This is a genomic window from Ornithinimicrobium faecis (genome assembly GCF_023923225.1).
GTDB lineage: Bacteria > Actinomycetota > Actinomycetes > Actinomycetales > Dermatophilaceae > Ornithinicoccus > Ornithinicoccus faecis.
The window spans coordinates 2,833,921-2,860,572 of sequence record NZ_CP099489.1 but is presented as its reverse complement, the minus strand read 5'-3'; the positions used below and the strand labels follow the sequence as shown (position 1 = coordinate 2,860,572).

26 protein-coding genes and 3 pseudogenes are annotated in these 26,652 nt (G+C 69.2%); 25 read left to right on the top strand and 4 right to left on the bottom strand.

What is annotated here, in order from left to right:
* Nucleotides 1–5 precede the first annotated feature (5 nt).
* Entirely contained in the window at nt 6–1,517 is a 1,512-nt protein-coding gene (locus tag NF556_RS13345; protein ID WP_252591410.1) for a phytoene desaturase family protein, read from the bottom strand.
* A 38-nt stretch (nt 1,518–1,555) separates the two neighbouring features.
* On the opposite strand from NF556_RS13345, the gene NF556_RS13340 reads away from it, so the two are divergent.
* On the top strand, nt 1,556–2,152 hold the full coding sequence (locus NF556_RS13340; RefSeq protein ID WP_252591409.1) for a mismatch-specific DNA-glycosylase: 597 nt from the start codon (nt 1,556–1,558) through the stop codon (nt 2,150–2,152).
* Between the two features lies 1 nt (nt 2,153).
* Here NF556_RS13340 and NF556_RS13335 read toward each other — a convergent pair whose 3' ends face one another.
* Nucleotides 2,154–2,822: an N-acetyltransferase gene (locus NF556_RS13335; RefSeq protein ID WP_252591408.1), complete on the bottom strand. Its 669-nt coding sequence runs from the start codon at nt 2,820–2,822 to the stop codon at nt 2,154–2,156.
* 90 nt (nt 2,823–2,912) lie between these two features.
* Here NF556_RS13335 and NF556_RS13330 point away from each other — a divergent pair, with 90 nt between their 5' ends.
* The 16 genes and pseudogenes from NF556_RS13330 to NF556_RS13260 all read left to right on the top strand — a co-directional run bounded on the left by NF556_RS13330 (nt 2,913) and on the right by NF556_RS13260 (nt 15,683).
* Nucleotides 2,913–4,025: a metal-dependent hydrolase family protein gene (locus NF556_RS13330; RefSeq protein WP_252591407.1), complete on the top strand. Its 1,113-nt coding sequence runs from the start codon at nt 2,913–2,915 to the stop codon at nt 4,023–4,025.
* A 185-nt stretch (nt 4,026–4,210) separates the two neighbouring features.
* A pseudogene (gene rpsP, locus NF556_RS21405) lies at nt 4,211–4,615 on the top strand (30S ribosomal protein S16); the annotation flags it as partial.
* A 234-nt stretch (nt 4,616–4,849) separates the two neighbouring features.
* Nucleotides 4,850–5,026: pseudogene (locus NF556_RS21585) on the top strand (sunset domain-containing protein); the annotation flags it as partial.
* A gap of 5 nt (nt 5,027–5,031) precedes the next feature.
* Complete coding sequence (locus NF556_RS13320) at nt 5,032–5,274, top strand: RNA-binding protein (protein ID WP_252591406.1); 243 nt, start codon at nt 5,032–5,034, stop codon at nt 5,272–5,274.
* A 96-nt stretch (nt 5,275–5,370) separates the two neighbouring features.
* The gene (gene rimM, locus NF556_RS13315) at nt 5,371–5,877 is read left to right on the top strand and encodes a ribosome maturation factor RimM (protein WP_252591405.1); all 507 of its coding nucleotides are present in this window, start codon (nt 5,371–5,373) and stop codon (nt 5,875–5,877) included.
* Between the two features lie 2 nt (nt 5,878–5,879).
* Nucleotides 5,880–6,557: pseudogene (trmD, locus tag NF556_RS13310) on the top strand (tRNA (guanosine(37)-N1)-methyltransferase TrmD); the annotation flags it as partial.
* A gap of 243 nt (nt 6,558–6,800) precedes the next feature.
* Nucleotides 6,801–7,160 (top strand): 50S ribosomal protein L19, encoded by a 360-nt coding sequence (gene rplS, locus NF556_RS13305; RefSeq protein ID WP_252591404.1) that lies wholly within the window; start codon nt 6,801–6,803, stop codon nt 7,158–7,160.
* A 271-nt stretch (nt 7,161–7,431) separates the two neighbouring features.
* Entirely contained in the window at nt 7,432–8,286 is an 855-nt protein-coding gene (gene lepB / locus NF556_RS13300) for a signal peptidase I (RefSeq protein WP_252591403.1), read from the top strand.
* Nucleotides 8,283–9,047 (top strand): ribonuclease HII, encoded by a 765-nt coding sequence (locus NF556_RS13295; RefSeq protein ID WP_252591402.1) that lies wholly within the window; start codon nt 8,283–8,285, stop codon nt 9,045–9,047. Before lepB ends, NF556_RS13295 begins: the two co-directional genes overlap by 4 nt.
* Complete coding sequence (locus tag NF556_RS13290; RefSeq protein WP_252591401.1) at nt 9,044–9,364, top strand: DUF2469 domain-containing protein; 321 nt, start codon at nt 9,044–9,046, stop codon at nt 9,362–9,364. Before NF556_RS13295 ends, NF556_RS13290 begins: the two co-directional genes overlap by 4 nt.
* Before the next feature lie 305 nt (nt 9,365–9,669).
* Nucleotides 9,670–10,038 (top strand): YraN family protein, encoded by a 369-nt coding sequence (locus NF556_RS13285; protein WP_252591400.1) that lies wholly within the window; start codon nt 9,670–9,672, stop codon nt 10,036–10,038.
* Nucleotides 10,038–11,573 carry a YifB family Mg chelatase-like AAA ATPase gene (locus NF556_RS13280; protein WP_252591399.1) on the top strand — a complete coding sequence of 512 codons (1,536 nt, stop codon included), beginning with the start codon at nt 10,038–10,040 and terminating at the stop codon, nt 11,571–11,573. Before NF556_RS13285 ends, NF556_RS13280 begins: the two co-directional genes overlap by 1 nt.
* Complete coding sequence (dprA, locus tag NF556_RS13275) at nt 11,570–12,679, top strand: DNA-processing protein DprA (RefSeq protein WP_252591398.1); 1,110 nt, start codon at nt 11,570–11,572, stop codon at nt 12,677–12,679. Before NF556_RS13280 ends, dprA begins: the two co-directional genes overlap by 4 nt.
* Complete coding sequence (locus tag NF556_RS13270; protein WP_252591397.1) at nt 12,679–13,326, top strand: M23 family metallopeptidase; 648 nt, start codon at nt 12,679–12,681, stop codon at nt 13,324–13,326. The genes dprA and NF556_RS13270 overlap by 1 nt, the downstream gene beginning before the upstream one ends.
* A 221-nt stretch (nt 13,327–13,547) precedes the next feature.
* Nucleotides 13,548–14,621: a serine hydrolase domain-containing protein gene (locus tag NF556_RS13265; protein WP_252591396.1), complete on the top strand. Its 1,074-nt coding sequence runs from the start codon at nt 13,548–13,550 to the stop codon at nt 14,619–14,621.
* 69 nt (nt 14,622–14,690) lie between these two features.
* Complete coding sequence (locus NF556_RS13260; protein WP_252591395.1) at nt 14,691–15,683, top strand: tyrosine recombinase XerC; 993 nt, start codon at nt 14,691–14,693, stop codon at nt 15,681–15,683.
* A 178-nt stretch (nt 15,684–15,861) separates the two neighbouring features.
* Here the strand turns inward: NF556_RS13260 and NF556_RS13255 are convergent, their stop codons facing one another.
* Nucleotides 15,862–17,022 carry a pyridoxal phosphate-dependent aminotransferase gene (locus NF556_RS13255; RefSeq protein ID WP_252591394.1) on the bottom strand — a complete coding sequence of 387 codons (1,161 nt, stop codon included), beginning with the start codon at nt 17,020–17,022 and terminating at the stop codon, nt 15,862–15,864.
* A 227-nt stretch (nt 17,023–17,249) separates the two neighbouring features.
* Between NF556_RS13255 and rpsB the strand changes: the two genes are divergently transcribed.
* The 8 genes from rpsB to rlmN all read left to right on the top strand — a co-directional run bounded on the left by rpsB (nt 17,250) and on the right by rlmN (nt 25,060).
* Nucleotides 17,250–18,224 (top strand): 30S ribosomal protein S2, encoded by a 975-nt coding sequence (gene rpsB / locus NF556_RS13250; RefSeq protein ID WP_252591393.1) that lies wholly within the window; start codon nt 17,250–17,252, stop codon nt 18,222–18,224.
* A gap of 51 nt (nt 18,225–18,275) precedes the next feature.
* Nucleotides 18,276–19,103, top strand: a complete 828-nt coding sequence (gene tsf, locus NF556_RS13245) for a translation elongation factor Ts (protein ID WP_252591392.1) — start codon at nt 18,276–18,278, stop codon at nt 19,101–19,103.
* A gap of 127 nt (nt 19,104–19,230) precedes the next feature.
* Nucleotides 19,231–19,953 (top strand): CPBP family glutamic-type intramembrane protease, encoded by a 723-nt coding sequence (locus NF556_RS13240; RefSeq protein ID WP_252591391.1) that lies wholly within the window; start codon nt 19,231–19,233, stop codon nt 19,951–19,953.
* 181 nt (nt 19,954–20,134) lie between these two features.
* Nucleotides 20,135–20,869 (top strand): UMP kinase, encoded by a 735-nt coding sequence (gene pyrH / locus NF556_RS13235; RefSeq protein WP_252595806.1) that lies wholly within the window; start codon nt 20,135–20,137, stop codon nt 20,867–20,869.
* A 73-nt stretch (nt 20,870–20,942) separates the two neighbouring features.
* On the top strand, nt 20,943–21,509 hold the full coding sequence (gene frr, locus NF556_RS13230; protein ID WP_252591390.1) for a ribosome recycling factor: 567 nt from the start codon (nt 20,943–20,945) through the stop codon (nt 21,507–21,509).
* A gap of 25 nt (nt 21,510–21,534) precedes the next feature.
* Complete coding sequence (locus NF556_RS13225; RefSeq protein ID WP_252591389.1) at nt 21,535–22,410, top strand: phosphatidate cytidylyltransferase; 876 nt, start codon at nt 21,535–21,537, stop codon at nt 22,408–22,410.
* A gap of 30 nt (nt 22,411–22,440) precedes the next feature.
* Nucleotides 22,441–23,850 (top strand): MFS transporter, encoded by a 1,410-nt coding sequence (locus tag NF556_RS13220; protein WP_252591388.1) that lies wholly within the window; start codon nt 22,441–22,443, stop codon nt 23,848–23,850.
* A 43-nt stretch (nt 23,851–23,893) separates the two neighbouring features.
* Entirely contained in the window at nt 23,894–25,060 is a 1,167-nt protein-coding gene (gene rlmN, locus NF556_RS13215) for a dual-specificity RNA methyltransferase RlmN (protein WP_252591387.1), read from the top strand.
* Nucleotides 25,061–25,361: 301 nt separating this feature from the next.
* On the opposite strand, the gene NF556_RS13210 is transcribed toward rlmN, so the two are convergent.
* Complete coding sequence (locus NF556_RS13210) at nt 25,362–26,528, bottom strand: LOG family protein (RefSeq protein WP_252591386.1); 1,167 nt, start codon at nt 26,526–26,528, stop codon at nt 25,362–25,364.
* Nucleotides 26,529–26,652 lie beyond the last annotated feature (124 nt).

Below are 26,652 nucleotides of genomic sequence, written 5' to 3'. Positions count from 1 at the left end.
CCTGATCAGCGGCTTAGCGCTTCCTCGCCAAGGGCTGCGGCAACGGCCGCCCTGCCGGGGATGCCGCTGACGGCGCCACCGCGACGGGCACCCGAGCCACACAGGAAGACATTGGCGTGCCGGGTCTCGGTGCCCCACCGGCCGACCTCGTCCGGCGTCTCAGCGAAGGGCCACTGCAGATCGCCGTGGAAGATGTGCCCACCGGGCATCCCGACGGACGCCTCGATGTCCAGCGGGCTGCGCGCATCGAGGGTGTCGGGCGCCAGCAGACAGTCCTCGATCGGCTCGGCCAGCACCGAGTTGATCGACGCCAGCGTCAGCTCCAGAGCTCGCTCACGAGCACCCTCGGGGTCCTCCCGGAACAGCCGGGCGGGCATGTGCAGCCCGAACAGGGTGAGGGTCTGCGCTCCCGAGGCCACCAGATCTGGGCCCAGGATCGAGGTGTCAGACAGGCTGTGGCAGTAGACCTCACACGGCGGCACGTCCGGGATGTGTCCGGCGGCGGCCTGCGCATAGGCGGTGGCGATCTGGTCGTAGCCCTCGTTGATGTGGAAGGTCCCGGCAAAGGCCTGCTCCGGCGTGAGCGAGTCATCCTTGAGCGCCGGCAGACGCGAGAGCAGCATGTTGATCTTGAGCTGGGCGCCCTCCGGCTCCGGTCGCGAGGGCGCCTCACCCAGCAGGGCGTCGAGGACGTTCGGTGCGCAGTTGGCGAAGACCTGGGCGGCTCGCACCTCGAGGCCGTCAGCGGTCGTGACCACCGCCTCCTTCCCGTCCGTGGAGACCGAGGTGACGGTGCTCGACGAGCGCAGTTGCGCGCCCGCCTGCTCTGCGGCACGGAGCAGTCCGTCGGTGACCGCTCCCATGCCGCCGACCGGGACGTCCCAGTCGCCGGTGCCGCGGCCGATCACGTGATAGAGGAAGCACCGGTTGACCAGGCGCTCGGCGTCGCCCGGCTGCCCGAACGTGCCGATCAGCCCATCGGTGAGCACGATCCCGCGGACGATGTCGGAGCTGAACCGCGCCTCAATGGCCTCACCGAGCGGCCGCTCGAAGACATCGCGCCACGCCTCCTCACCCACGAGGGTCCTGACGTCGTCCCGGGAGCGCAGCGGCTCGGTCACGGTGGGGAACAGCTTGGCGGCGATGTCGCCGGTCAGGCCATAGAAGTCGTCCCAGGCCTGTGCGTCCGCGCCGAGATCAGCCGACGTGCGTGCTGTGTCGCCGTTGTCGATCAGGATGCCGCTGTCACCGACGGGGGTGTAGGAACTGATCCGGCGCCTGATCAGCTGCAGGTCGAGGCCGAGCTCGTCGATGATCTGGTCGGGCAGCAGACTGACCAAATACGAGTATGCCGACAGTCGGGCTTCGTAGGCAGGGAAGACCTGGTCGGAGCGAGCGGCCCCGCCGATGTGGGCGGAGCGCTCCAGGATCAGGACCGACCGGCCCGCGCGGGCGAGATAGGCAGCGGCGGTCAGGCCGTTGTGGCCGGCTCCGATGACGACGGCATCAACTCTCATGAGGCCACGCTATCCGCGCCGGTCTAGGCTCTCCAGACGTGTCCACCACACCGCGTCGAAGGCGCTTCACGCGAGCCGAGCTCGAGTCCTTCCGCGATGCCGTGGTGCCGGACCTGCTGCCGGGCGGTGGGCAGGCTCTGCGGCTCCTGTTCGTCGGCATCAACCCAGGGCTGTGGACCGCGGCGACCCAGACGCACTTTGCCCATCCGGGCAATCGGTTCTATCCGGCGCTCCTGCAGGCAGGGATCGTTGAGGGGCGCATCGACCCGGCGGCCGGCATGACTGACGAGGAGCGGGATCACCTGCGCGAGCGGGGCATTGGCATCACCAACCTGGTGCGGCGGGCCACCGCCCGTGCCGACGAGCTGACGGGCCGCGAACTGCGCGAGGGCGGTGAGCGCCTCCGCGCCACGGTGCGCGACGCCCGACCGGCGGTGGTCGCGGTGGCCGGCATCACGGCATACCGCAGCGCTTTTGGGGTGCGGGGAGCGGTGGTGGGTGAGCAACCCGACCCCTTTGAGGGCTCCCGACTGTGGGTGGTGCCCAACCCCAGCGGACTGAACGCCCACGAGACGGTGGACTCGCTGGCGCAGGCCTACGCGGAGCCGGCGCGTGCCGCGGGGGTCATCGGCTGAGTCACCGGGCCGGGTGCCACAGCTGCACGCTGCCGACCGGCACGAAGCCGCGGCGCAGGAAGAATCGCAGCGAGCGGGCATTGCCCGGGCTGACCGAGGCGAGCACGACATCACCGGCTGGGACGAGGGAGAGCAGGCCGGCGAGCAGTTCGTCGGCCGACCCGTCATCTGCCTGCAGCCCCAGCTCAGGCAGTCCGGCGATGCCCCGGCCCAGGGTGGCCAACGCGGTGCGCGCCGGGTCGGCGAGCCCATAGACCCTGATGTCGTCGCGCCACTGCGCCGCGTGCTGCGCGCGGTGGGACTGTGCCAGGTCCGGGCGCTCCACGAGGGTGCCCTGGGCGCCGGTCTCGTGCCCGCCGGTGCCGTGGCCGACCAGGAGGGCGTCCAGGATCCCGATCTCGCCCTGCCCTGCCAGGTCGACGGTGGCCCGGGGGTCGTGTGCGCCACCGAGCCCGTGCACGCCGAGGGAGCGGAGGTGCTCGTCCGACACGTCCTCGCCGACGACCAGCACCGCGTGGCCCGTGAAGGCGACGGCGGCCTCGACCCCGTCGCGCCAGGGCGTTGCGCGGGAGAAACCGCCGTCGGCAGCAGGGAAGGTGCTCCCTGCCGCCTCGCGCAGGACCTGCCGCAGATCCACCCGCGCGATCGGGGGTGGGGTGACCGCAGGCATGCCCGCGAGTCTAGGACGCGGACGGGCGGACTCCGGGGCGGGCCGATAGCCTGCCGGACAGCGCCCAACCCGCAAGGAGGCAGGACTTTCATGAGCAAGCCCGTGCTGCACATCCGTGGCCAGATCCTGGTCGGCCCGGAGGAGACCCTCGACGAGATCTGGGTGGTGGACGGCCGGATCAGTCTCACGGCACCCAGCGGCTCGGCCGGTGACGTGGAGACGATCGAGGGCTGGACGCTGCCGGGTCTTGTCGACGCTCACTGCCACGTCGGCCTCGAGTCCCACGGGGGAGTGCCGCCCGAGCAGGCCGAGGAGCACGCGCTCGCTGACCGCGACGCCGGTGCGTTGCTCCTGCGCGACGCGGGCAGCCCCAACGACACGTCCTGGATCCACGAGCGCGAGGACCTGCCCCGCCTGATCCGCGCCGGCCGCCACATCGCGCGGCCCAAGCGCTACATCCGCAACTTCGCGCACGAGATCGAGCCGGAGGACCTGGTGACCTATGTGCGGCGCGAGGCCCGTCGGGGCGACGGCTGGGTCAAGCTGGTCGGTGACTGGATCGACCGGGACACCGGCGACCTGGGCACGCAGTGGCCGGTGGAGGAGCTGCGCGCCGCGATTGATGCGGCGCACGAGGAGGGCGCGCGGGTGACGGCCCACTGCTTCGGTGAGCAGTCGCTGCGGGACTTCGCCGCTGCCGGGACGGACTGCATCGAGCACGCGACCGGGCTGCTGGACGACACGATCGACGCCTTCGCCGAGCAGCAGATCGCGATCGTGCCGACACTGGTCAACATCGACAACTTCCCGAAGTTTGCCGAGGCAGGACGTGGGAAGTTCCCGACCTATGCCGACCACATGATGGATCTGTATGAGCGGCGCTACGAGACGGTGGCCAGGGCGCGTGAGGCGGGGGTGCCGGTCTATGTCGGCACCGACGCCGGCGGCCAACTGCCGCACGGGCTGGTCGCCCGCGAGGTCGAGGCGCTGACCAAGGCGGGGATGTCGAACATCGAGGCGATCGGCGCCGCGACGTGGGCGGCCCGGGAGTGGCTGCACCGGCCCGGGATCGCCGAGGGGGAGTCCGCAGACCTGGTCGTCTATCGCGACGACCCGCGCGAGGACCTGAGGACGATGGCCGACCCGCACCGTGTCATCCTGCGTGGTCACGTGCACGCATCGCAGGGCCGCCACCACCACTGAGGGGCAGACTCGGCGGGCGGTGGTTCGTCGGTGCGCGCGCGATCTGGCACAATAGCCCGGTACCCGTCTGCTGTCGGCCCCTCTCACCGACTCCAGCGTGTTCCCGAGCATCCGCCCCGCGCGTGTTTCCCCACGTGGGCCAGCGGGTGCTCACCCTGACCAAGAATGAGGAGACACCCGAACTCGTGGCTGTCAAGATCCGTCTGAAGCGCATGGGCAAGATCCGTGCACCGTTCTATCGCGTCGTCGTCATGGACGGCCGCAAGAAGCGCGATGGCCGTGCCATCGAGGAGATCGGCCGTTATGTGCCGGCCGAGGAGCCGTCGCTCATCGAGATCGACTCCGAGCGTGCGCAGTACTGGCTCGGTGTCGGCGCGCAGCCGACCGAGCAGGTCGCCGCACTGCTGAAGGTGACCGGCGACTGGCAGAAGTTCAAGGGCGAGGAGGGCGCCGAGGGCACCCTCAAGGTCGCTGAGCCGCGCCCTGACAAGAAGTCGCTCTACGAGGCCGCCCTGGCCGCCGCCGACGGCAAGGAGGCCAGCACGGCCGACACGCCGCGCAAGGCCAAGAAGGACGACGCCAAGAAGGCTGAGCCCAAGAAGGACGACGCCCCCAAGGCTGACGAGGCCAAGAAGGACGACGCTCCCAAGGCTGACGAGGCGAAGAAGGACGACGCTCCCAAGGCCGACGAGGCGAAGGCCGACGAGGCCCCCGCTGCCGAGGCAACCGCTCCGGCTGCGGTCGTCGACGGTGGCTTCGGCGCCGACTCCGCCGCTCCGACCGAGGACGGCTCGGCCCCCGAGGGCTTCACCGTCAAGGGCAACAAGGACTCGATGAAGTATCACGTCGAGGGCTCGCATTGGTATGACCAGACCGAGGCTGAGGTCTGGTTCCGCACCCCCGACGCCGCTGTTGCTGCTGGCTTCGAGCCGGCCGGTGGCGCTGCCAAGCAGTCCGCCGACACCGGTGCCGAGATCGGCACCGACAAGGCTGAGGGCTGAGTCCGATGCTCGAAGAGGCCCTGGAGCACCTCGTCAAGGGGATCGTCGACCACGATGGCGACGTGACCGTGCGCACCAAGAACGTCCGCCACGGCGACGTCCTTGAGGTGCGGGTCCACCCCGAGGACCTCGGCCGGGTGATCGGCCGTCGCGGCCGGACCGCCAGCGCGCTGCGCACCGTCATGGGTGCCATCGCCGGTGGCGACAAGGTCCGCGTTGACATCGTCGACACCGACCGGGCTCGCTGAGCCCGACCACAGCACGACCCTGGAGGGGTATGCCGACAGCCAGCTGTCGGCATACCCCTTCCGTTTGTCTGTCCCCCAGTCCCGCGAAGGAGCGCCATGCACGTCGTCGCCCGCATTGGCAAGGCCCACGGCCTCAAGGGTGAGGTCACCGTCCAGGCCCACACCGACGCCCCCGAGGAGCGCTTCGTGCCGGGCACGGAGTTCGTGACCGAGCCGGACCGAGGCACCCTGGTCCTGCGCTCGGCACGGCTGCACCAGCAGACCTATCTGCTGGGCTTCGAGGGCCATCTCGACCGCACTGCCGCAGAGTCGCTGCGCAACACCAAGTTGCTCCTGGACGAGGACGACGCGATCGGGGAGGACGACGACGGCTGGTACGAGAAGGACCTCATCGGTCTGACTGTTGTGCTGACCGACGGGAGCGTCGTCGGAGAGGTGAGCGCGCTGCATACGCGCGACGTGCAGGACCTGCTCGAGGTGCGCCGCGCCGACGGGAGCGAGGTCCTCATCCCGTTCGTCGAGGAGATCGTGCCGGAGGTCGATGAGGAGGCCGGGCGCGTGGTGGTGGACCCACCGGAGGGGCTCCTGGAGCTGGGGGAGTGAGCATGCGACTGGACGTCATCACGATCTTCCCGGACTACCTTGCGCCGCTGGAGCTCTCGCTGATCGGCAAGGCCCGCCGCGAGGGTCTGATCGACCTCCGCGTGCACGACCTGCGCGAGCACACCCACGACCGGCACCGGACCGTTGACGACTCTCCCTACGGCGGTGGCGCCGGCATGGTGATGAAGCCCGAGCCGTGGGGCGAGGCGCTCGACGCCCTGACCGAGGACGGGCGGGTGCCACACCTGATCGTCCCCGGTCCTGGTGGCATCCCGTTCACGCAGCAGACCGCGCGCGACCTGGCCGCCGAGCCCTGGCTGGCCTTCGCCTGCGGACGCTATGAGGGCATCGACGAGCGGGTCTATGAGGAGGCCGCTGAGCGGATGCCGGTCTCGGTCATCTCCCTGGGCGACTATGTCCTCAACGGCGGAGAGGTCGCCGTGCTGGCGATGGTCGAGGCGATCGCCCGGCTCATCCCCGGGGTCATCGGCAACGAGCAGTCTCTCGTTGAGGAGTCCCACGAGGACGGGCTGCTCGAATATCCCGTCTACACCAAGCCCGCGTCCTGGCGTGGCCGCGAGGTGCCCGAGATCCTGCTGTCCGGGAACCATGGGGCGATCGCGACCTGGCGCCACGAACAGCGTCTGGAGCGCACGGCGGCACGGCGCCCGGACCTGCTCGCCTGACTGCGGCCGTATGCCGTGGGTCGGGGGTGCGGCATCGTCACCTCCCGGATTGGCCCCAGGGGCCACCGCTGTGGCAAACTTGACCCTTGCGTCCGCCCGGACGACGACATCGTGCCCCTGCCACAGGGGGAAGAGTGCGATCAGGACGGGCTGACACACCCCTTGACCAACGCCCGTCCACCGTGACGGCACACCGCCGTGGGTGACCTGTGGCACCGACGAGAAAGCGAACTGATCATGCACAAGCTCGACGACGTTGACGCAGCCAGCCTGCGCGACGACATCCCGGACTTCCGCGCCGGCGACAACATCAAGGTTCACGTGAAGGTCATCGAGGGCTCGCGCTCGCGTATCCAGATCTTCCAGGGCGTCGTCATCCGTCGTCACGGTGGTGGCATCGGTGAGACCTACACCGTGCGCAAGATCAGCTTCGGCGTCGGTGTCGAGCGCACCTTCCCGCTGCACTCCCCGAACGTCGAGAAGGTGGAGGTTGCCTCCCGCGGTGACGTCCGTCGCGCCAAGCTCTACTACCTGCGCGAGCTGCGCGGCAAGGCTGCCAAGATCAAGGAGAAGCGCGAGAACGCTCCGACCTCCTGAGGCGCGTCACGAGACACTTCTGCACAACGCCGCCCCGAGCCGTCTGGCCCGGGGCGGCGTGCGTTTGTCCCCGCCGCTGACGCGCGAGCGGCTGGACGGACCGCTTGCGGCACCGGCGGCGTGGGGGGAACGTTGACACCCAGTGAGGCGTACTAGTGTCGGTGCAGCGCAACACCCGACCGACCACTGGCAGAAAAGGACTTCACCCGTGACGCAAGACCCGCGATCCGAGGAGAGTGTGGGGGGACCCCCGACCGATCCGGGTAGCACGGTGGACAGCACGAACACGACCGCGGCTCGCGTGGATGAGACGGCGGGCGGCGCCACGTCGGCAAGCGCGGCCTCGGACGGTCCCACAGAGGGAGGTGCGACAGCGGCAGGTGCGACAGCGGTGGCCCCCGGTCGCGAGCGCTCGAGCGCCCTCGGCCGCAAACCGCGCAACCCAGTGCTGCACTTCGTGCGCGAGGTGCTCATCATCGGCGTGACGGCCCTGATCATCTCGTTCCTGATCAAGACCTTCCTGGTGCAGGCCTTCTGGATCCCCTCGGGATCCATGGAGACGACCCTGGTCTATGGCGACCGCGTGCTGGTCAGCAAGATCCAGGCCGGTCCGATGTCCGTGGAGCGGGGCGACGTGATCGTCTTCGAGGACCCGGGCGGCTGGTTGCCCCCGACCGACGAGGTGGATCGTGGGCCGATCCTCGGGCCGCTGATGGAGGCCGCCAAGTTCGTGGGAGTGGCCCCCGAGGGCGAGAGCCATCACCTGATCAAGCGGGTGATCGGCGTCGGTGGTGACCACATCGTGTGCTGTGACGACCAGGGCCGGCTCACCGTCAACGACGAGCCGTTGAACGAGACCTATCTGTTCGAGGGCGACGAGCCCAGCCTGGAGAACTTCGACATCACCGTGCCGGAGGATCACTACTGGATGATGGGCGACCACCGTTCCTACTCTCGCGACTCCCGTGCCCACGACGATGGCACCGGCACCGCAGGGTCGATCCCGGCAGACCGAGTCGTCGGGCAGGCCTTCGTGCTGATCTGGCCACTGGACCGGTTTGACTGGTTCAGCAACCCGCAGGACGCCTTCGGGTCGGTCCCCGAGCCCGTGGCGGAGGGGCAGTGACCCAGGGCGTTCGAGCAGGCACGCGCCGGCGGACCACGCCGCGCAGCACCCGCCCGAGCCTGCGCCTGGAGCGTGCACTGCTCCGCGAGGGCCACTCGGTCCTGGTCGGCATGGACGAGGTCGGCCGGGGAGCTCTGGCCGGACCGGTCTCCGTGGGTGTCGTCGCGATCGACGCGACGATCCGCAGTGCCCCGCAGGGGGTCAAAGACTCCAAACTGCTCTCCCAGCAGGTGCGTGAGCGACTGGCACCGAGGATCCGCGCCTGGGCGCTGGACTGGGGTGTCGGTCACGCCTGGCCCGAGGAGATCGACGCCATCGGCATCATGTCGGCGCTGCGCCTGGCCGGCCAGCGGGCACTGGCCCAGCTGGAGGTGGCACCAGATCTGGTCGTGCTGGACGGCAACCATGACTGGTTGACCGATCCCGCCCGGGATGGCCTGCTGGCGCTGGCCGACCCGGCCGCCCCGCCCCAGGTGCCCGTCCGGACCCTGATCAAGGCCGACCTGACCTGCTCGTCGGTTGCTGCCGCCAGTGTCCTGGCCAAGGTGACCCGCGACGACCACATGATCGCCATCGCCCCCGAGCACCCGGCATACTCCTGGCAGTTGAACAAGGGCTATGCCGCGCCCGAGCACCAGGAGGCGCTGCGCACCCTGGGGCCGTGTGCCCACCACCGCCGGTCGTGGAACATCACCGGCACCAACACCAGCGACCGGGACATGACCGTTCCGCACGAGGCGAGGGAGATGAACCCAGCATGAGCGCCGAGGACCTCGAGAAGTATGAGACCGACATGGAGCTGCAGCTCTATCGGGAGTATCGCGATGTGGTGAGTCTGTTCAGCCACGTCGTGGAGACCGAGCGGCGCTTCTATCTGGCCAACGAGGTCGATGTCCAGGTGCGCACCGGCGACGGTGAGACGTGGTTTGAGGTGACGATGACCGATGCCTGGGTGTGGGACGTCTATCGGCCCGCCCGGTTCGTCAAGACCGTCCGGGTCATCACGTTCAAGGATGTCAACGTCGAGGAGATTGCCAAGTCAGACCTCGATCTGACGAAGTTGGACCGCAACTCCTGAGCACCACCTGCCCACCTCAGCACCGGCACCACCCGCCCAACTGCACCACCCGCACCACCCGCACCACCCGCACCACCCGCACCACCTGAGGGTGCAGGTGCATGGAACCTTCACAGGCCGCCCAGCGTGTCGCGTGAAGGATGCATCCACGTGCCGCGGTGGTGCGATCGCCGGAGCCAGGCCGGGAGCGTCTGGGCGCTCGCTCCTCCCCAGGGTGCGCGTGACGTGGTCACCATCCACAGGTCCGACCGTCGACCTTCCGGCCGCCCGCCCACGAGGCGACGGTGGTCGCGGAGGTGGTGCAGATGGGGATGTCTCATCGGGTCGCGAGTGCGATCGGGGCCTATGGCGAAGACCTGGCCTGCGAGTTCCTGACCGACCTGGGTTATGAGCTGATCGACCGCAACTGGCGGTGCGACCAGGGGGAGCTGGACATCGTGGCGCGCGACGGCGCCAGCCTCGTGTTCTGTGAGGTGAAAACTCGTCGTTCAACGGCCTTCGGGAGCCCCGTCGAGGCGGTGACCCCGGCCAAGGCGGCCCGCCTGCGCAGACTGGCCATCAGCTGGCTGCGGGCCCACGACCAGCACGCCGACGAGGTGCGCATCGACGTTATCGGTGTCCTGAGCCCTCCCAGCGCTCCGGCGCAGATCGAGCACCTGGTCGGGGTGGCCTGATGGGGCTCGGGCGGACCCACGCCGTCGCCCTCAGCGGGGTCGAGGGCCGCCTCGTGGAGGTCGAGGCGCACATGGCGCAGGGGCTCCCGGCGATGACGATGAGCGGTCTGCCGGATGCGGCCTGCTCGCGTGCGCCCAACAGGATCCGGGCCGCGGTGGAGGACTGTGGCCTGACGATTCCCCAACGGCGCTGGACCATCAACCTGACTCCGGCCTGGTTGCCCAAGACCGGCAGTGGCTTTGATGTCGGCATCGCGGTTGCCCAACTGGTCGCGATCGAGGTCCTGCCCCAGGCTGTGGCGCAGACCGTGGTGCACATCGGTGAGTTGGGTCTGGACGGGGCCGTGCGGCCTGTCGCCGGGGTGCTCCCGATGGTCGTCGCAGCAGCCGCGGCAGGGATGAAGACCGTCATCGTGCCGAGCGGCAACATCAGTGAGGCAGCCCTCGTGCCCGGGGTCCGGGTCTTCGGGGTGGCCTCGCTGCGCGAACTGATCGACCTGCACCTCGCTGCGCACACCGGTGCCGTCCCCGCACCGGCCACCACTGCACCGGACCCAGAGCCCGACGAGCACATCCCTGACCTCGCGGACGTCGTGGGACAGCCCGAGGCCAGGGCCGCCCTGGAGGTGGCGGCCGCCGGCCGCCACCACATGCTGATGGTCGGAGCGCCGGGCGCGGGCAAGACGATGCTCGCGGAGCGACTGCCGGGACTGTTGCCCGAGCTGGCGCGCTCCGAGGCCCTCGAGGTCACGGCGGTCCACTCGGTCCTCGGGGTGCTGGATGACCACCGGTCGCTGGTGGCGAGGGCGCCGTTCGTGGCGCCGCACCATGGCGCGTCGATGGCTGCGGTGATCGGCGGTGGCAGTTCGCGGGTGCGGCCCGGGGCGGTCTCCCGCGCCCACCGCGGCGTGCTGTTTCTGGATGAAACCCCTGAGTTCCGCCGCGATGTCCTTGACGGTCTGCGTCAGCCACTGGAAAGCGGTGAGGTTGTCATCGCCCGGGCCGACCGGCAGACCCGGTTGCCGGCCCGCTTCCAACTGGTCGCTGCTGCCAACCCCTGTCCGTGCGGGCGTGGCGTTGGCAAGGGCGAGCGGTGTGAGTGCACCCCGCTGGCCCGCCGGACCTATTTCGGCAAACTCAGTGGCCCCCTGCTGGACCGGATCGACGTCCGGGTGAGCCTGCTGCCGGTCAGCCTCCGAGCCCTGGCCGGTCCTCCTGGGGAGTCCACGCTCGAGGTGGCCCAGCGGGTCAGGGCCGCCCGGGACCGTCAACTGGCGCGGTGGTCGCACACGCCGTGGGCCGTCAACGCCGAGGTTCCTGGCAGCCTGCTGCGCGGCGACGACTGGCGCCTGGCGCGCTCGGTCACCCGCCCGCTGGAGCGAGCGATGGATCTGGGCGAGCTGACCTTACGTGGTTATGACCGGTGTCTGCGGATCGCGTGGACCCTGGCCGACCTGGCCGGTGCTGAGCGACCCGGGCCGACGCACCTGGGCATGGCGCTCGCCCTGCGCACCAGCTCGGAGGTGGCGGCATGAGCCACGGCGTCACCGACGAGATCACCGCACGGATGGCCTGGGCGCGGCTCGCAGAGCCCACCGACTCAGTCGCGGTCGCCCTCATCGAGCGGTTCGGCTATCTGGACGCGTTCGAGGTCGCTGCGCGGGGAGGCCTGTCCCCGTCCGGAGTGAAAGTCGACCGCTTCACAGCGAGATTGACGGACCTGGACCTGGAGCGGGACCGGGAGGTCTGTGCGCGGCTCGGAGTCAGGACGCTCGTGCCAGGCGATGCCGAGTGGCCTGAGGCCCTGGACGACCTGGAGATCCCACCGTGGTGTCTGTGGGTGAGGGGACCGCTCGACCTCAGTGAGGTGTCTGACCGGAGCGTGGCCATTGTGGGAGCCCGGGCGAGCACGCCCTATGGCAACCACATGGCAGCCGAGCTCGCCTCTGGCACCGGTCTGCGCGGTTTCACGATCGTCTCTGGTGCGGCATTCGGGATCGATGCGGCCGCCCACCGGGCAGCACTGGCAGCTGAAGTCCCGACCGTGGCTGTGCTTGCTGGCGGGGTGGACCGGCCCTATCCGCCGGCCCACACCGATCTGATCGAGCAGATTGCCCGTGTCGGCGTGGTGGTCAGCGAGGTGCCACCGGCCAGCTCACCGACCCGGCCAAGGTTCCTGGCACGCAACCGGCTGATCGCTGCCATGACGACGGGCACCGTGGTGGTGGAGGCAGCCCTTCGATCCGGGTCGCTGCGCACACTGCGAGACGCGGCCACCATCGGGCGACCGGTGGCCGTGGTGCCGGGGCCAGTGACGTCGATGGCCTCCGCCGGGTGCCACCAGGCCGTCCGTGACGAAGGCGCCACCCTAGTCACGGACGCGGGGGAGGTGGTGGATCTCCTCGGCGAGATTGGTGGTGCCGACCTGGCCCCGCGCAAACGCGGACCGGAGAGGCCGGAGGATCAGCTGGATCCACAGCCGCACCTGGTGTGGTCCACCCTCGCGCCCTTCCGCTCCAAGACGGTCGAGGAGATCACTATCCAGGCCGGGCTGTCGGCCCGCGAGGTGCTCGGTGCGCTCGGAGACCTGCAGAGCCGGGGGATGGCTGAGCTGCGTCTTGACGGCTGGGGGAGAGCCTGATGCGACTGCTCATTGCCTGGCTGCTGGGACTGTCCCTCGTGCTGCCCGTCGCCGTGGCCACGGGGCAACAACCACCGGCCGAACGAGACGGCGACGGTCCGCGCATCACCTCCTTCTTTGCCGGCGCCTCTCGTGCAGTGGCGGGACTGGCGAGGGAGGCGGCCCGGATGCAGGAAGTGGCTGCACACGGGAACGTCGACCCGCCGAGTGGGCCGCACGAGGTGGCACCGCGAGCTGACTGGCAGTGGCCCCTGCCTGGACCACGCGAGGTCGTCAAGTTCTTCGACCCGCCAGAGAAGCGCTGGCTGCCGGGACACCGAGGCGTCGACCTCGCGGGCTACACCTACGCGCCAGTGCTTGCCGTGGCAGCCGGCACCGTCACCTATAGCGGGAGCATCGCGGGCATCGGGATCGTCTCGGTCACCCACCCCGATGGCATTCGCAGCACCTACCAACCCGTGACCGAGCGCATCGACGAGGGGGAGCAGGTCTCCGGTGGTGATCGGATCGGCTATCTCGGTGCCGTGGGGAGTCACTGCCTGCTCCGGACCTGCCTGCACCTGGGGGCTGTCCGGGGCAAGGACAACTACCTGGACCCACTGCTGTTCCTGCAGCCGTGGGAGTTGACGCTGCTCCCGCACGATTGACTGGCGCCCACGCCGCAGTGGGAGGCACCGCGCTGCGGTCAACCAGTGGCGCGAGTCCCCGTCCCTATATTTCTCCACCGTGGTCGCGGGGTTCGTGGCACTGTGGTCGGGTGGACCAACTCGCTGGAGCAACTGCACGGCGTCGGCATCGCGTATACGGTCGAGGAAATGCCAGGCGAGAGGATGCTTCTTCGCGGGACCCTGTGCGGGGGTCAGCCCGGGTGGGGTGGGTAGCACTATGCCTTGCACTGTCGCTGGGACTGCTGACCGGCTGTGGCGCTGGTGGGCCGGACACCATCGATGCGTTCGTCCAGGACACGACACCGGATGGTTCGCGCGGCGTGATCGCTGCTGCCCAGGGGGACGATCTCGTGCTGTGTGAGGGGTGGGGACTCGCGGACGACGTCCGCGAGGTTGAATTCGGCTGCGACACGGTCGTGGATGTGATGTCGATGACCAAGCAGTTCACCGCCGCGGCGGTCCTGAAACTGCAGATGTTCGGGGAACTCGACGTCAGCGACCCGATCGGCGACTACCTCGAGGGAGTGCCCGAGGACAAGCAGTCCATCACGATTCAGCAGTTGCTCACTCACACATCTGGGCTGGGCGATCAGCTCGGAGATGATGATGACCCCATCACACGCGACGAACTCGTCGCCGCCGCGATGGACTCGCCGTTGCAGTTTGAGCCGGGCACCTACGCGTACTCGAACCTCGGGTACAGCCTGCTCGCCGCGATCGTCGAGATCGCCTCTGGCGACGGATACGAGCAGTTCCTTGCCGAGCATCTTTTCGCGCCCTCCGAGATGGCTTCCACCGGATACGTCCTGCCCGACTGGACCGCGCACGATGTCGCAGTCGAGTACGACCAAGGCAGTGGTGCTCAAGGGTCGCCCCTCGACCATGAGTGGGCAGATGACGGGCCGTGGTGGAATCTGCGTGGAAACGGCGGGCTGCTTTCCACCGCGAGGGACATGTACCGCTGGCATCTCGCGCTCCTCGGCAACGACATCCTCGACGAGAACGCGAAGGGTCAGTTGTTCGAGCCCCGTGTGCGCGAGGAACCCGATGACACCCATTACGGGTACGGGTGGGTCATCACGGAGCACGAGGATCAACCTCTGGCGTGGCACAACGGCGGCAACGCCCACTCCTACGGCGAGCTAGCCCGCACAACCGACGGTGGTGCGTTCGTCTTCTGGAGCAGCACCCAGGCTCGCAGCGAATCTGGTGAGTGGGACTTCGAGGAGCTCGGCCCGACGCTGACCGAGGGCGCTCTGTCCAGGCTTCTCTAGCGGCTCGTTCGCGTCGCCACCGTGCGGGTCCTCCACCGTGTTCGCGGGTGTCCGTGGCACCGTGGTCGGATGGACCAGCCCGCTGTGGAGCCGAGCCGAGAGCCCCGCGAGAAGGTGACGAGCGGGGGGCAAGGCGTGCACAAGCCGACGCCGGGGGCGGTCGACGACGACGTGCTGGACGCTTTCCAACGGCACCTCAGCGCCGAACGGAACCGCTCTGAGCACACCGTGCGGGCCTATGTCGGTGACGTGACCGCACTGTCACACGCGCTCGCCACGGCCGGAGTCAGCGGCCTCTCCGACATCACGCTGAGTGACCTTCGCACCTGGTTGGGTGAGATGGCAGCACAGGGCTCCGCGTCGTCAACCATTGCGCGCCGCTCAGCCGCAGCACGGACCTTCCTGCGCTGGGCCAAGCAGACGGGTCGGATCGAGAAGGACCCGGCTGTGCGACTGGGGGCACCCAGCAAGGGGCGACACCTGCCGGGTGTGCTCAAACAGGCTGAGGCAGACAGCCTGATGGACCTGGCTGCTGTTGCCGCCGATGACGACGACCCCGTGCACAACCGCAACCGCGCCATCCTGGAGCTGCTCTATGCCAGCGGCATGCGCGTGGGCGAGCTCACCGGGCTGGACGTGGACGACGTGGACCTGCCGGGGCAGGTGGCGAGGGTGCTCGGCAAGGGCGCCAAGGAACGCACTGTGCCCTTCGGCGCCCCGGCCGTCGAGGCCCTGCGCGCGTGGCTGGAGGAGGGACGACCGCGGCTCGCCACCAACGAGTCCGGTCCCGCGCTCTTCCTGGGGCGGCGCGGTCGTCGCGTGGACCAACGCCAGGTGCGCAGCGTCGTCCACGAACTGCTGGCGCACCTTCCCGACGCTGCTGACCTGGGACCGCACGGGCTGCGGCACAGCGCCGCCACTCACCTGCTCGAGGGCGGGGCGGACCTGCGGACCGTGCAGGAGATGCTCGGTCACGCCAGCCTGGCCACCACCCAGATCTACACCCACGTCTCGGTCGACCGTCTGCGCGCGGCCTATCGTCAGGCCCACCCCCGCGCCTGACGAGGATGTGCCGGATCGCGCCTGACGAGGATGTGCCGGATCGGCGTTGCCAACATGGGGCTCCAACGCGGGACACGCCGCAACGATCTCGGCACGGTGCACGACACGCGGGCCCTTGTGCGCGACACGCCGGGGCGGGGGCGCGCTGGGGCGGAGGCGCGCCGGCGATGCGGGGTGGCTACTGCTTCAGCGCCTGCAGGCGGCGCGCGCCCTCGCGCAGCACCTCCTCACGCTTGCAGAAGGCAAAGCGCACCAGTGTGGCCACCGGCTCGGTGGTGTCACAGAAGGCCGAGACGGGCACGCCGACGACACCGACCTCTTCCGGCATGCGTCGGCAGAACTCGACGGCATCCGTGACGCCCAGGGGAGCAGCGTCGGCGATGACGAAATAGGTGCCCTGGCAGGGCATGACGGGCAGTCCGGCACCGGTCAGCGCCTCAACCAGCACGTCCCGCTTGGCCTGCAGCTCGGCAGCGAAGCCGCTGAAGAACTCGGGCGGCAGGGAGAGTCCGTGGGCGACGGCCGGTTGGAACGGCCCGGAGCCGACGAAGGTCAGGAACTGCTTGACCGCACGCACCGCCGCGACCAGCTCGCCGGGACCGTGCACCCAGCCGACCTTCCAGCCGGTGACGGAGAAGGTCTTGCCCCCGGAGCTGATGGTTAGGGTCCGCTCGGCCATCCCCGGCAGGGTCGCGATCGGGATGTGCGTCGTCCCGTCGAAGGTGAGGTGCTCATAGACCTCGTCGGAGATCACCACCGCATCGTGCTCGCGGGCCAGCTCGGCCACCAGCTCCAACTCGGCGCGCGTGAAGACCTTGCCCGTCGGGTTGTGCGGTGTGTTCAGCAGGACCGCCCGGGTCTTCGGCCCGAACGCCGCGCGCAGAGCGGCCTCGTCAACGGCTAGGTCGGGGAAGCGGAGGGGGACTGTGCGGCGCACCCCTCCGGCGAGGGCAATCGAGGCGGCATACGAGTCGTAGAACGGCTCGAAGGTCACCACCTCCTCGCCGGGCTCGACGAGGGCCAGGATCGAGGCGGCGATGGCCTCGGTCGCCCCCACCGTGACCAGCACCTCGGTGTCCGGGTCGACGGTGATGCCATAGAACCGCTCTTGGTGCGCAGCAACCGCCTCGCGCAGCACGGGCATGCCGATCGCGGGGGAATACTGGTTGAGACCAGAGGCGATCGACTCACGAGCGATGTCGAGCAGTTCCTGGGGCCCGTCGGTGTCCGGGAAACCCTGCCCGAGGTTCACCGCGTCATAGCGCAGCGCGGCCTGAGTCATCTCCGCAAAGATCGTCGAGCCGAAGCCGGTCATCCGTGTCACGAGGGGATTTCGCATGTCACCGACCGTAGCCGTAGAATGAATGACACGTGTGGTGTGCCCGCTTGCGAGCGCGCCGGACGAATTCGCGCACGAGCTCACCGGCCCACCACCTGAGACCTTCGGTCCCAGGCCAGGTATGCCGGGACGCGCCTCCGCGGTCCCGTCCCCTCCATGGGGGTCGGGTGGAGGACGTCGCCCGTGCCAGGAGACAACTGCACCCTAGAAGAAAGCGAGACCTCGGCATGGCCGTCGTCACCATGCGCCAGCTCCTCGAGAGCGGCGTCCACTTCGGGCACCAGACCCGTCGCTGGAACCCCAAGATGAAGCGCTTCATCATGACCGAGCGCAATGGCATCTACATCATTGACCTCCAGCAGTCGCTGACCTACCTCAACGAGGCCTACGACTTCGTCAAGCAGACGGTCGCCCACGGTGGCACCATCCTGTTCGTCGGCACCAAGAAGCAGGCCCAGGAGGCCATCGCCGAGCAGGCGACCCGCGTCGGCATGCCCTACGTGAACCACCGCTGGCTGGGCGGCATGCTCACCAACTTCCAGACGGTCTCCAAGCGGCTGAGCCGCCTCAAGGAGCTCGAGGAGATCGACTTCGACGCGGTGGCCGGTTCCGGTCACACCAAGAAGGAACTCCTGATGATGCGCCGCGAGTTCGAGAAGCTCGACCGCACCCTGGGCGGCATCCGCGACATGGGCAAGGTTCCCTCGGCCGTGTGGGTTGTCGACACCAAGAAGGAGCACCTGGCCGTCACCGAGGCTCGCAAGCTCGGCGTGCCGGTCATCGCGATCCTGGACACCAACTGCGACCCGGACGAGGTCGACTACAAGGTGCCCGGCAACGACGACGCCATCCGCTCGGTTGCGCTGCTGACGCGCGTCATGGCCGACGCGGTCGCCGACGGCCTGATGTCCCGCGCGGGCGGTGGCACCTCCGAGGAGGGCGCCGCTCCGGCTGAGCCGATGGCCGAGTGGGAGCGCGAGCTGCTCTCCGGCTCCGAGGGTGAGCAGGCTGCTGCCCCCGCGGCGGAGGCTGCCGAGACCCCGGCTCCGGAGGCTCCGGCTGCTGAGGCCACCGCCACGGAGACTGCTGAGGCTCCGGCTGAGGCCGCCACCGAGACCGCTGAGGCTCCGGCCGAGGCTCCGGCTGAGGCCCCCGCTGCTGAGGCGACCGAGGACCAGGCCGCACCGGCCGAGCAGTCCTGAGCCGCACACACCCATCCACGAAGTTCCCTGACGAAGGAGCGAACCCGATCCATGGCGAACTACACCGCCGCTGACATCAAGGCCCTGCGCGAGTCGACGGGCGCCGGCATGATGGACGTCAAGAAGGCCCTGGACGAGGCCGAGGGCGATGCCACCAAGGCGACCGAGATCCTGCGGGTCAAGGGCCTGAAGGGCGTGACCAAGCGCGAGGGCCGTTCGGCCTCCAACGGCCTGGTCGCCGCCCACGTCGACGGCAACGTCGGCACCCTGGTCGAGATCAACTGCGAGACCGACTTCGTCGCCAAGGGCGAGAGGTTCGTCGAGCTGGCCGACAAGGTGCTGGCCCAGGCCGTGACCACCGGCGCCGCTGACGCCGAGGCGCTGCTGGCCAGCGACCTCGACGGCAAGAGCGTCCAGGCGGTCATCGACGAGGCCAACGCGACCATCGGCGAGAAGATCGAGATCCGCCGTGTCGCCCGCCTCGAGGGTGACCAGGTCGTCTCCTACCTGCACAAGACCAGCCCCGACCTGCCCGCGCAGATCGGTGTGCTGGTGGCGACCGCCGGTGGTGACGAGCAGACCGCCCGTGACATCGCGATGCACATCGCGGCGTTCAGCCCGACTGTCCTCACCCGTGATGAGGTCGACGCGGACACCGTCGCCAACGAGCGCCGGATCGCCGAGGAGACCGCTCGCGAGGAGGGCAAGCCCGAGCAGGCGCTGCCCAAGATCGTCGAGGGCCGCGTCAACGGCTTCTTCAAGGAGAACGTGCTGCTCGACCAGCCGTTCGCCAAGGACCCGAAGAAGTCGGTCGCCCAGGTCGCCAAGGACGGCGGCGCGGAGGTCACCGCCTTCGCCCGCTTCAAGGTCGGCATCTGAGCCTGACGCACTCCAGTTCCGTATGCCGTGAGGCCGGGTTTCCCTTCGGGGCCCGGCCTCACGGCATCGTGCTGTGGTTCGGTCCAGTCGCCCTCTCCCGGTAATCTGCCTTGCGATGAGTCACGCGATGGCAGAGCCCGCAGTCCGGCAGCTGTTCGCCCCGGCTGCCACGATCACCGTGGTGTTGGGTCTGCTCGGACTGAACCTGGCCAACCACCTGCTCGGCTGGGACTCGCTGTGGCTCGGACCGGTGGGCGCCCTGGCCCTGATCGCCTTCGCTCGCGCCTCTGGACTCAGCTGGCGCCAGCTCGGACTGGCCCGCAGCACCCATGCCGCAGGTCTGCGGTGGGGCGGGGGCGTCATTGCCGCGGTCGCGGTCGTCTATCTCGTCGGGGTCCTGCTCCCAGCGACTCGCTCGGCCTTCCTCGACGTCCGTTATCACCTGCCCCCGGCGAGCATCCTGCTGACCGCCTTCGTGCTGATCCCGCTTGGCACGGTCCTGCTCGAGGAGGTCGCCTTCCGCTCGGTGCTGTGGGGCATGCTCGCGCGGCACGCACGCATGTGGCAGGTGCTGTTGGGCTCGTCGCTGCTCTTTGGCCTGTGGCACGTGATCCCGGCCTCGGCGTCGGCCACCGGCAATGCCGCGATCTCCTCCGTGTTCTCCAACCTCGGTGCCTACGCGACCGCCGCCCTGATCGTGGGCACGGTGCTGTTCACCGCGGTGGGTGGTCTGGTGGCCGGCGAGCTGCGCCGACGCAGCGGCAGTGTCCTGGCGAGCATCGGGATGCATTGGGCGACCAATGGTCTCGGTGTGCTGTTCGGGTCCCTGGCCTGGCGACTGGCCTTCTGAGGCCGACGAGCGTGTCATCCACCAGCCGAAATGGGGCGCAGTCGCCCGGGTATGGCAGGATCGAGCGACCCCTGACCGCTGCAGAACCACAGGAGGCTTCGTGTCCGAGCGCCTAACCACCACCCACGAAGTGTTCCCGCCGACGGTCAGTGACCCGTTGAGCGACCCGGTCAGTGAGCCACTGGACGACGCCCCTGAGGGTGCGGAGCCCGGCCGCCGCGTGCTGCTGAAGCTCTCTGGGGAGGCGTTTGGCGGCGGCAGTGTGGGCCTGGACCCCGATGTCGTCAAGGGCATTGCCCACCAGATCGCTCGCGCAGCCCGCGAGGGCGTCCAGATCGCCGTGGTGATGGGCGGTGGCAACTTCTTCCGCGGCGCCCAACTGCAGCAGCGCGGCATGGACCGTGCCCGCGCCGACTACATGGGCATGCTCGGGACGGTGATGAACTGCCTGGCCCTTCAGGACTACCTGGAGAAGGAGGGCATCCCCACCCGCGTGCAGACCGCCATCACGATGGGCCAGGTCGCTGAGCCCTACATCCCGCGCCGCGCCATCCGCCACCTGGAAAAGGGTCGGGTGGTCATCTTCGGTGCCGGCGCCGGCATGCCCTATTTCTCCACCGACACGGTCTCCGCCCAGCGCGCCCTGGAGATCCACTGTGACGTCGTGCTGATGAGCAAGCACGGTGTCGACGGCGTCTACACAGCTGACCCGCGCACCGATCCGGACGCGGTCAAGCTCGACACCCTGACCTATGCCGACGCCCTCGCCAGCAACCTCAAGGTGATCGATGCGGCGGCGTTCAGCCTGTGCATGGAGAACCGGCTGGACATGCTGGTCTTCGGCATGGGCGGCGAGGACAGCATCACCCGCGCCCTGCGTGGTGAGAAGATCGGCACACTGGTCTCCGCTGACTGAGCGCCCGACCCGAGCAGCCTGACCCAGGACCCGCGCCACCACCGGGCGCACCGACGACAAGGAGCACGAGCTGATGTCTGAAGCGATCGAGATGGCCGTCATGGAGGCCGAGGAGAAGATGGGCAAGGCCGTCGAGGTGGCCCGTGACGACATGGCCACGATCCGGACCGGCCGAGCCCACCCGAGCATGTTCAACAAACTGACCGTCGACTACTACGGTGCCCCGACACCGCTGCAGCAGCTCGCGTCGTTCCAGATCCCGGACGCCCGCACGGTCCTGATCACCCCGTTCGACAAGGGTGCCATGTCCAACATCGAGAAGGTGCTGCGCGAGGGCGAGCTCCAGCTCAACCCGAGCGATGACGGCAACGCGATCCGGATCGTCATGCCGCAGCTGACCGAGGACCGCCGCAAGGAATACATCAAGCTGGCGCGCACCAAGGGTGAGGACGCCAAGGTCTCGGTGCGCAACGTGCGCCGCGCCACGATGGACGCCATCTCCAAGGCCGTCAAGGACGGCGACATCGGCGAGGACGAGGGCACCCGATCCGAGAAAGAGATCGAGGCAACCACCAAGAAGTACGTCGAGCAGATCGACGAGGTCCTCAAGCTCAAGGAAGCCGAGTTGATGGAGGTCTGAGGACCAGCGAACCCGAGGAACCATGATGGACGCGACGTCGCGTCGAGCCCACCGGGCACGGCAGCGGCACCCCGAGACTGCGACGGGCTCAGTGCCGTCGCGAGCCGGTCGGAATCTCCCGGCCGCGATCGGCGTGGGCGTCACTCTGGGGTCGCTGATTGTCGTCACGGCGCTGTTCCTCCCGCCCTCGTTCGTGGCCGTGGTCACCGTGGTGGTGGTGATCGGGTCGTTGGAGATGACCACCGCGCTGCGTGCCGGCCGGATCAACCCGCCGCTCATCCCTGTCCTGCTCGGGGCAGCCCTGGTCCCTATGGCCTATGTGTGGGGCAGCGACGCTCTCGTGGTGGGCTACGGGTTGGTCTGCCTCTCGATCCTGGTCTGGCGGGCGCTCGAGGGACCCACTCGCGCCATCCGAGACATTGCCGGGGGCGTCTTCATCGTGACCTACGTGGCGCTGCTCGCCAGCTTTGCGGCGCTGTTGATCGACTCCCCGGACGGTGGCCAGCGCATCATCGTCTATGCGCTGCTGACGACGATGAGCGACATCGGCGGCTATGCCGTGGGCGTGCTGTTCGGCAAGCACCCGATGGCACCCTCGATCAGCCCCAAAAAGTCCTGGGAGGGTTTCGCCGGCTCCCTGGCGACCAGCGCGTTGGCCGGGGCGATCAGCGTGCCCCTGCTGCTCGGTGGAGACTGGTGGGCCGGTGCTCTGCTGGGTGTGCCGCTGGCCTTCTTCGCCACCATTGGCGACCTGTCCGAGTCCACCCTCAAACGCGACCTGGGCATCAAGGACATGGGCAACCTGCTCCCCGGGCACGGTGGACTGATGGACCGGCTCGATTCGCTGCTGATCACCGCACCGTTGTGCTGGCTGCTGCTCGGGATCCTGGTCCCTACGTAAGACAGCAAACTAGAGTGCTAGCATTCTGGTGTGATCTTCCGTTCCACTGACCGCTCCACCGACCGCCCTGCTGGCGGCAGCACTGCTGCTGACGGATCCGGGTCGCGCCCCGGCGGCGCCGCAGCGGCCACCCTGGCGGCGGCCCTGCTCATGGTCGAGCTGGTGGCAGCCTGTCAGTCCTACCTGACCACCACCATCACGCCGCTGATGGCTCACGACCTGCAGGCTCAGGACGGATACGGCCTGCTCGTGGCCTCCACGGAGGCCGCGATGTTCCTGACCATGCCGCTGGGGGCAGCGTTGTTGTCCCGCTGGCCAGCAGCCCGGATGCTGGCCTGGCTCACCCCGGTGGTCGTGGCCGGGGGCGTGCTGAGCGCGCTCGCACCCACCTTCACGTTGTTCCTGTCCGGGCGCGTGCTGGCAGCCCTGGCCGCCGGTGCCCTGATGACGGTCTCGTTGTCTGCCCTGGCCACGGCCCTGCCCCCGAGCTGGCGGAGGCTGGTCCTGGCGGGCTATGCGCTGGTCTGGCTGGTCGCGTCGGTGGTCGGACCGGTGTATGCCGGATGGGCGGCTTCGGTGATCGGGTGGCGGTGGGCGCTGGTCGCCTACCTCCCGCTCTTCCTGGCCGCGCGGGCGGTGGTGATCCTCCGCCTGCGTGAACTCGACCGGGCCGAGCAGGGAGGCCGGGAGCCGCTCAGGTTGTTGCCGGCCCTTGGCCTGGCCGGGGGCATCACCCTGGTCTCCCTCTGGGGCACGTCCCTGCCAGGCACGGTCGTGGCCGGGGCCGGTGTCGTCCTGGTGCTGATGGCCGCCGCCCGGATCCTGCCGGGCGGCACGTTCCGAGCCCGCGCCGGGCGACCCGCGGCGATCCTGCTGATGGGCCTGTTGTGCGCGGTCTACTTCGGCGGCCACGCCGTCGTGGCCATCACCGCCCACGACCTGCTCGGCCGCGACGCCGGTGACCTGGCCCTCCTGCTGGGCGCCGGTGGGGTCGCCTGGTCTGTCCTCGGAGTGGTCTGTGGACGGTGGCCGGCCAGGCGCGCCACGGCATACCGCTGGCGGGTCGCGGGTTCTGCTGCACTGCTTGCCACGGGGTTTGCGACCCTGGCGCTGTCGCTTGTGGCCGGTTCCGGGGTCGGGTGGGAGCTGCATCTGCTCGGCTGGACGCTCAGTGGCGCCGGGATGGGGCTGAGCTATGTCGACACGCTCAACCGGGTGCTCGACGAACCGGCCGAGCCGGACGGCATCGGGACGAGCGTCGCGGCACAGGCCCTGGTCATGGCCGAGGCGATCGGGACTGCTCTGGTGGCCACGGTGACCGCCTCCGCGATCGCCTGGGTGGTGGCGGCGCCCGACCAGCGGGTGATGGCCTCTGCCGGGATCTACGGTGGACTTGGCCTGCTCGCCCTGCTGATGGTCCCGCTGGCGCGACGGGCGTGAGGGAATGGGCAAATCGTGCTCGGACCTGGGAGACTAGGGGGCGATGACCACTGACCTGCCCAGCCCCAGCACCGGTCCGGCCCCCGGCACGCTGACCTTCAGCGCGCCCAAGCGGGGCAAGGCGCCACAGCACCTCGCCGACCTCGACATGGCCGGGCGACGAGCCTGGCTCGGTGAGCTCGGGCACAAGCCGTTCCGCGCCGACCAGATCTCGCGACACTATTTCGAGCGCCTCGTCACCGACCCGGAGCAGATGACCGATCTGCCCAAGGAAGGCCGTGACGAGCTGGTCACCGGGGTCCTGCCCCAGTTGTTCACGCCCATCCGCACCCTGTCCACCGACGACGGTGCCACGGTCAAGCAGGTCCACCGACTGCACGACGGGGCGATGGTGGAGTCGGTCCTGATGCGCTATCCGGGCCGCGTCACCATGTGCATCTCCAGCCAGGCCGGCTGCGGCATGAACTGCCCGTTCTGCGCGACGGGGCAGGCGGGCCTGACGCGCAACCTGTCGACGGCCGAGATCGTCGAGCAGGTCGTGGCAGCGGCGCGTTATCTGCGCCACGGGGACCTGGGCGGTGGCAGCGACGGCGCTGGTGACACCGCCGAGGCCTTGCGGGTGAGCAATGTCGTCTTCATGGGCATGGGCGAGGCGCTGGCCAACTACCGCAAGGCCGTCGACGCCATCCGCCGCCTGGTTGACCCCTCGCCCGAGGGCCTCGGCATGTCGGCCCGCGGTGTCACGATGTCCACCGTGGGCCTGGTCCCCGCGATCGACAAACTGGCCAAGGAGGGCATCCCCGTGACCCTCGCGCTGTCCCTGCACGCCCCCGACGACGAGCTGCGCGACGAGTTGGTCCCCATCAACACCCGGTGGAAGGTCGACGAGGCCCTCGATGCTGCCCACCGTTACTACGAGACGACTGGCCGCCGCGTCAGCATCGAGTATGCGCTGATCAAGGACATCAACGACCACGCCTGGCGCGCGGACCTGCTGGGGGAGAAGCTCAACGCCCGTGGCCGCGGCTGGGTGCACGTCAACCCGATCCCGCTCAACCCGACCCCGGGCTCGAAGTGGACGGCCTCCCGCCCCGGTGTCGAGCAGCAGTTCGTCGAGCGACTCCTGGCCCACGGCATCCCCACGACCGTGCGCGACACCCGCGGATCGGAGATCGACGGAGCCTGCGGGCAGCTCGCCGCCACCGTCTGATCTTCGTGCTCCAGCGGCAGCACCCGCACCGGCTAGAAGTTGCGCAAGTGCATGGATGATTCACGTGACACGCCGGGCGGGGCGTGAAGGATCCATGCAGTTGCTGGGGTGACTGACACACAGCTTGACCACCGTGCGCGTCACCCGAGGTTCGGAGACCGTCGCTTGGTTCTGTCGGAGGACTGGCGCATACTGCTGGTGTCTGGCGCGCTCCGCGTCAGGAAGTGAACCCGAGACCCGTCCGGACGGACGTGGCGCTCGGGTTTCGCGTTTCCTCAGACTTTCCTGGTGCTGGTGGACGCTAGTGGATCAGCAGCGCTGCGGCCTCGTCGACGGTGTCGACCAGGTGCACCGCGTCGGCCATCGCCCGGTCCCGGCCGAGCGCCTGCAGCAGCGGATAGACCGGCAGGTGCTCGGTCCAGTGCGCACGATCCACCAGCACGATCGGAGGCAGCTGGCCGTCCACCTCGTAGTAGAGGCGGGTGGCCATCTGAAAGACCTCCTGGACGGTGCCTGCCGCGCCGGGCAGCACGATCAGGCCCGCGCTGCTGTGGTGCAGGAGCAGATCCTCGCGCAGGGCGTTGCTGAAGAACTTCGCGATCAGGTCGCCGAAGACGTTGGGCGGCTCGTGCCCGTAGTGCCAGGTGGGGATCCCGAGACTGCGCAACGGGCCGGGAGCCGAGTCGGTGCCGTGGGCCTCGTGGACGATCTCGAGGGCGACCAGAGCCCAGGGCCCAATGCCCTCAGCGAAGTGCGGCACGGTCGCCAACTTCTGCAGTGCCGGTGCCACCTGGTCCTCGGTGCGGCACCAGGCGCCCAGGTTCGCCGCCTCCATGGCGCCGGGACCGCCGCCTGTTGCCACGGCATACCCGGCGTGTGCCAGCGTGAAGCCGAGGTGGGCCGCGGCCGCAAACCCAGCCGTCCCGCGCGCCAGGGCGTGCCCACCCATCACCCCGACGACCCGGCGCTCGGAGACCACGTCCACCAGCGCGTCGGTCATCGCGTCGTCATGGATCGCGCGGAGGACCGTGACATAGGCGTCGTGGCGGACCGCGGCGTCCTGGAGCCACTCATAGGCGCGTGCGTCGGTCGTGGCGGCATAGCCGTGGTCGGCCAGGCCGTCATAGAGCTCGTCGGCGGTGTAGAGGCTGCCGCGGTAGGGCCGTACGGGCGCGTCCGGGGCAGCGGGGAAGATGATCGCCCCCTGCCGTCGCAGGTGCAGCTCCAGGGCCGGCGTGAGGACGCCCCCGAGCACCACGATCCCGGTCAGGTCCTCGCGCGCCAGCAGCGCCTCCTCGTGAGCGCTCAGGTCCAGCCCCTGCCACCGCGAGCCCCGCAGGGACGCGCCCGCCGTGAGGAGGGAGTCCAAGGTCGCCAGGTCAGAGATCTCGTGGATCAGCCCGGGCACGGGAGGGCGGAAGGCGCGGTGATAACGCACCTCGTGGTCGTCGCGATCTGCCGGAACCATAGGCAGACCCTAGTGGGCGGGCGGCGACGTTCCCGGGTGCGACGGATGAGCGACCGTCCGGGTTAGCATCGGCAGTCAGACCAAGGGGAGGGGCAGCGCTCAGCGTGGCAGCCGATCCGTGGCT

Coding starts and splice junctions, on each gene's coding strand:
- NF556_RS13345 (WP_252591410.1), bottom strand. CDS start 1,517: ATGAGAGTTGATGCCGTCGTCATCGGAGCCGGCCACAACGGCCTGACC.
- NF556_RS13335 (WP_252591408.1), bottom strand. CDS start 2,822: ATGCCTGCGGTCACCCCACCCCCGATCGCGCGGGTGGATCTGCGGCAG.
- NF556_RS13330 (WP_252591407.1), top strand. CDS start 2,913: ATGAGCAAGCCCGTGCTGCACATCCGTGGCCAGATCCTGGTCGGCCCG.
- NF556_RS13320 (WP_252591406.1), top strand. CDS start 5,032: ATGCTCGAAGAGGCCCTGGAGCACCTCGTCAAGGGGATCGTCGACCAC.
- rimM (WP_252591405.1), top strand. CDS start 5,371: ATGCACGTCGTCGCCCGCATTGGCAAGGCCCACGGCCTCAAGGGTGAG.
- rplS (WP_252591404.1), top strand. CDS start 6,801: ATGCACAAGCTCGACGACGTTGACGCAGCCAGCCTGCGCGACGACATC.
- NF556_RS13290 (WP_252591401.1), top strand. CDS start 9,044: ATGAGCGCCGAGGACCTCGAGAAGTATGAGACCGACATGGAGCTGCAG.
- NF556_RS13285 (WP_252591400.1), top strand. CDS start 9,670: ATGGGGATGTCTCATCGGGTCGCGAGTGCGATCGGGGCCTATGGCGAA.
- NF556_RS13280 (WP_252591399.1), top strand. CDS start 10,038: ATGGGGCTCGGGCGGACCCACGCCGTCGCCCTCAGCGGGGTCGAGGGC.
- dprA (WP_252591398.1), top strand. CDS start 11,570: ATGAGCCACGGCGTCACCGACGAGATCACCGCACGGATGGCCTGGGCG.
- NF556_RS13270 (WP_252591397.1), top strand. CDS start 12,679: ATGCGACTGCTCATTGCCTGGCTGCTGGGACTGTCCCTCGTGCTGCCC.
- NF556_RS13260 (WP_252591395.1), top strand. CDS start 14,691: ATGGACCAGCCCGCTGTGGAGCCGAGCCGAGAGCCCCGCGAGAAGGTG.
- NF556_RS13255 (WP_252591394.1), bottom strand. CDS start 17,022: ATGCGAAATCCCCTCGTGACACGGATGACCGGCTTCGGCTCGACGATC.
- rpsB (WP_252591393.1), top strand. CDS start 17,250: ATGGCCGTCGTCACCATGCGCCAGCTCCTCGAGAGCGGCGTCCACTTC.
- tsf (WP_252591392.1), top strand. CDS start 18,276: ATGGCGAACTACACCGCCGCTGACATCAAGGCCCTGCGCGAGTCGACG.
- NF556_RS13240 (WP_252591391.1), top strand. CDS start 19,231: ATGGCAGAGCCCGCAGTCCGGCAGCTGTTCGCCCCGGCTGCCACGATC.
- frr (WP_252591390.1), top strand. CDS start 20,943: ATGTCTGAAGCGATCGAGATGGCCGTCATGGAGGCCGAGGAGAAGATG.
- NF556_RS13225 (WP_252591389.1), top strand. CDS start 21,535: ATGGACGCGACGTCGCGTCGAGCCCACCGGGCACGGCAGCGGCACCCC.
- rlmN (WP_252591387.1), top strand. CDS start 23,894: ATGACCACTGACCTGCCCAGCCCCAGCACCGGTCCGGCCCCCGGCACG.
- NF556_RS13210 (WP_252591386.1), bottom strand. CDS start 26,528: ATGGTTCCGGCAGATCGCGACGACCACGAGGTGCGTTATCACCGCGCC.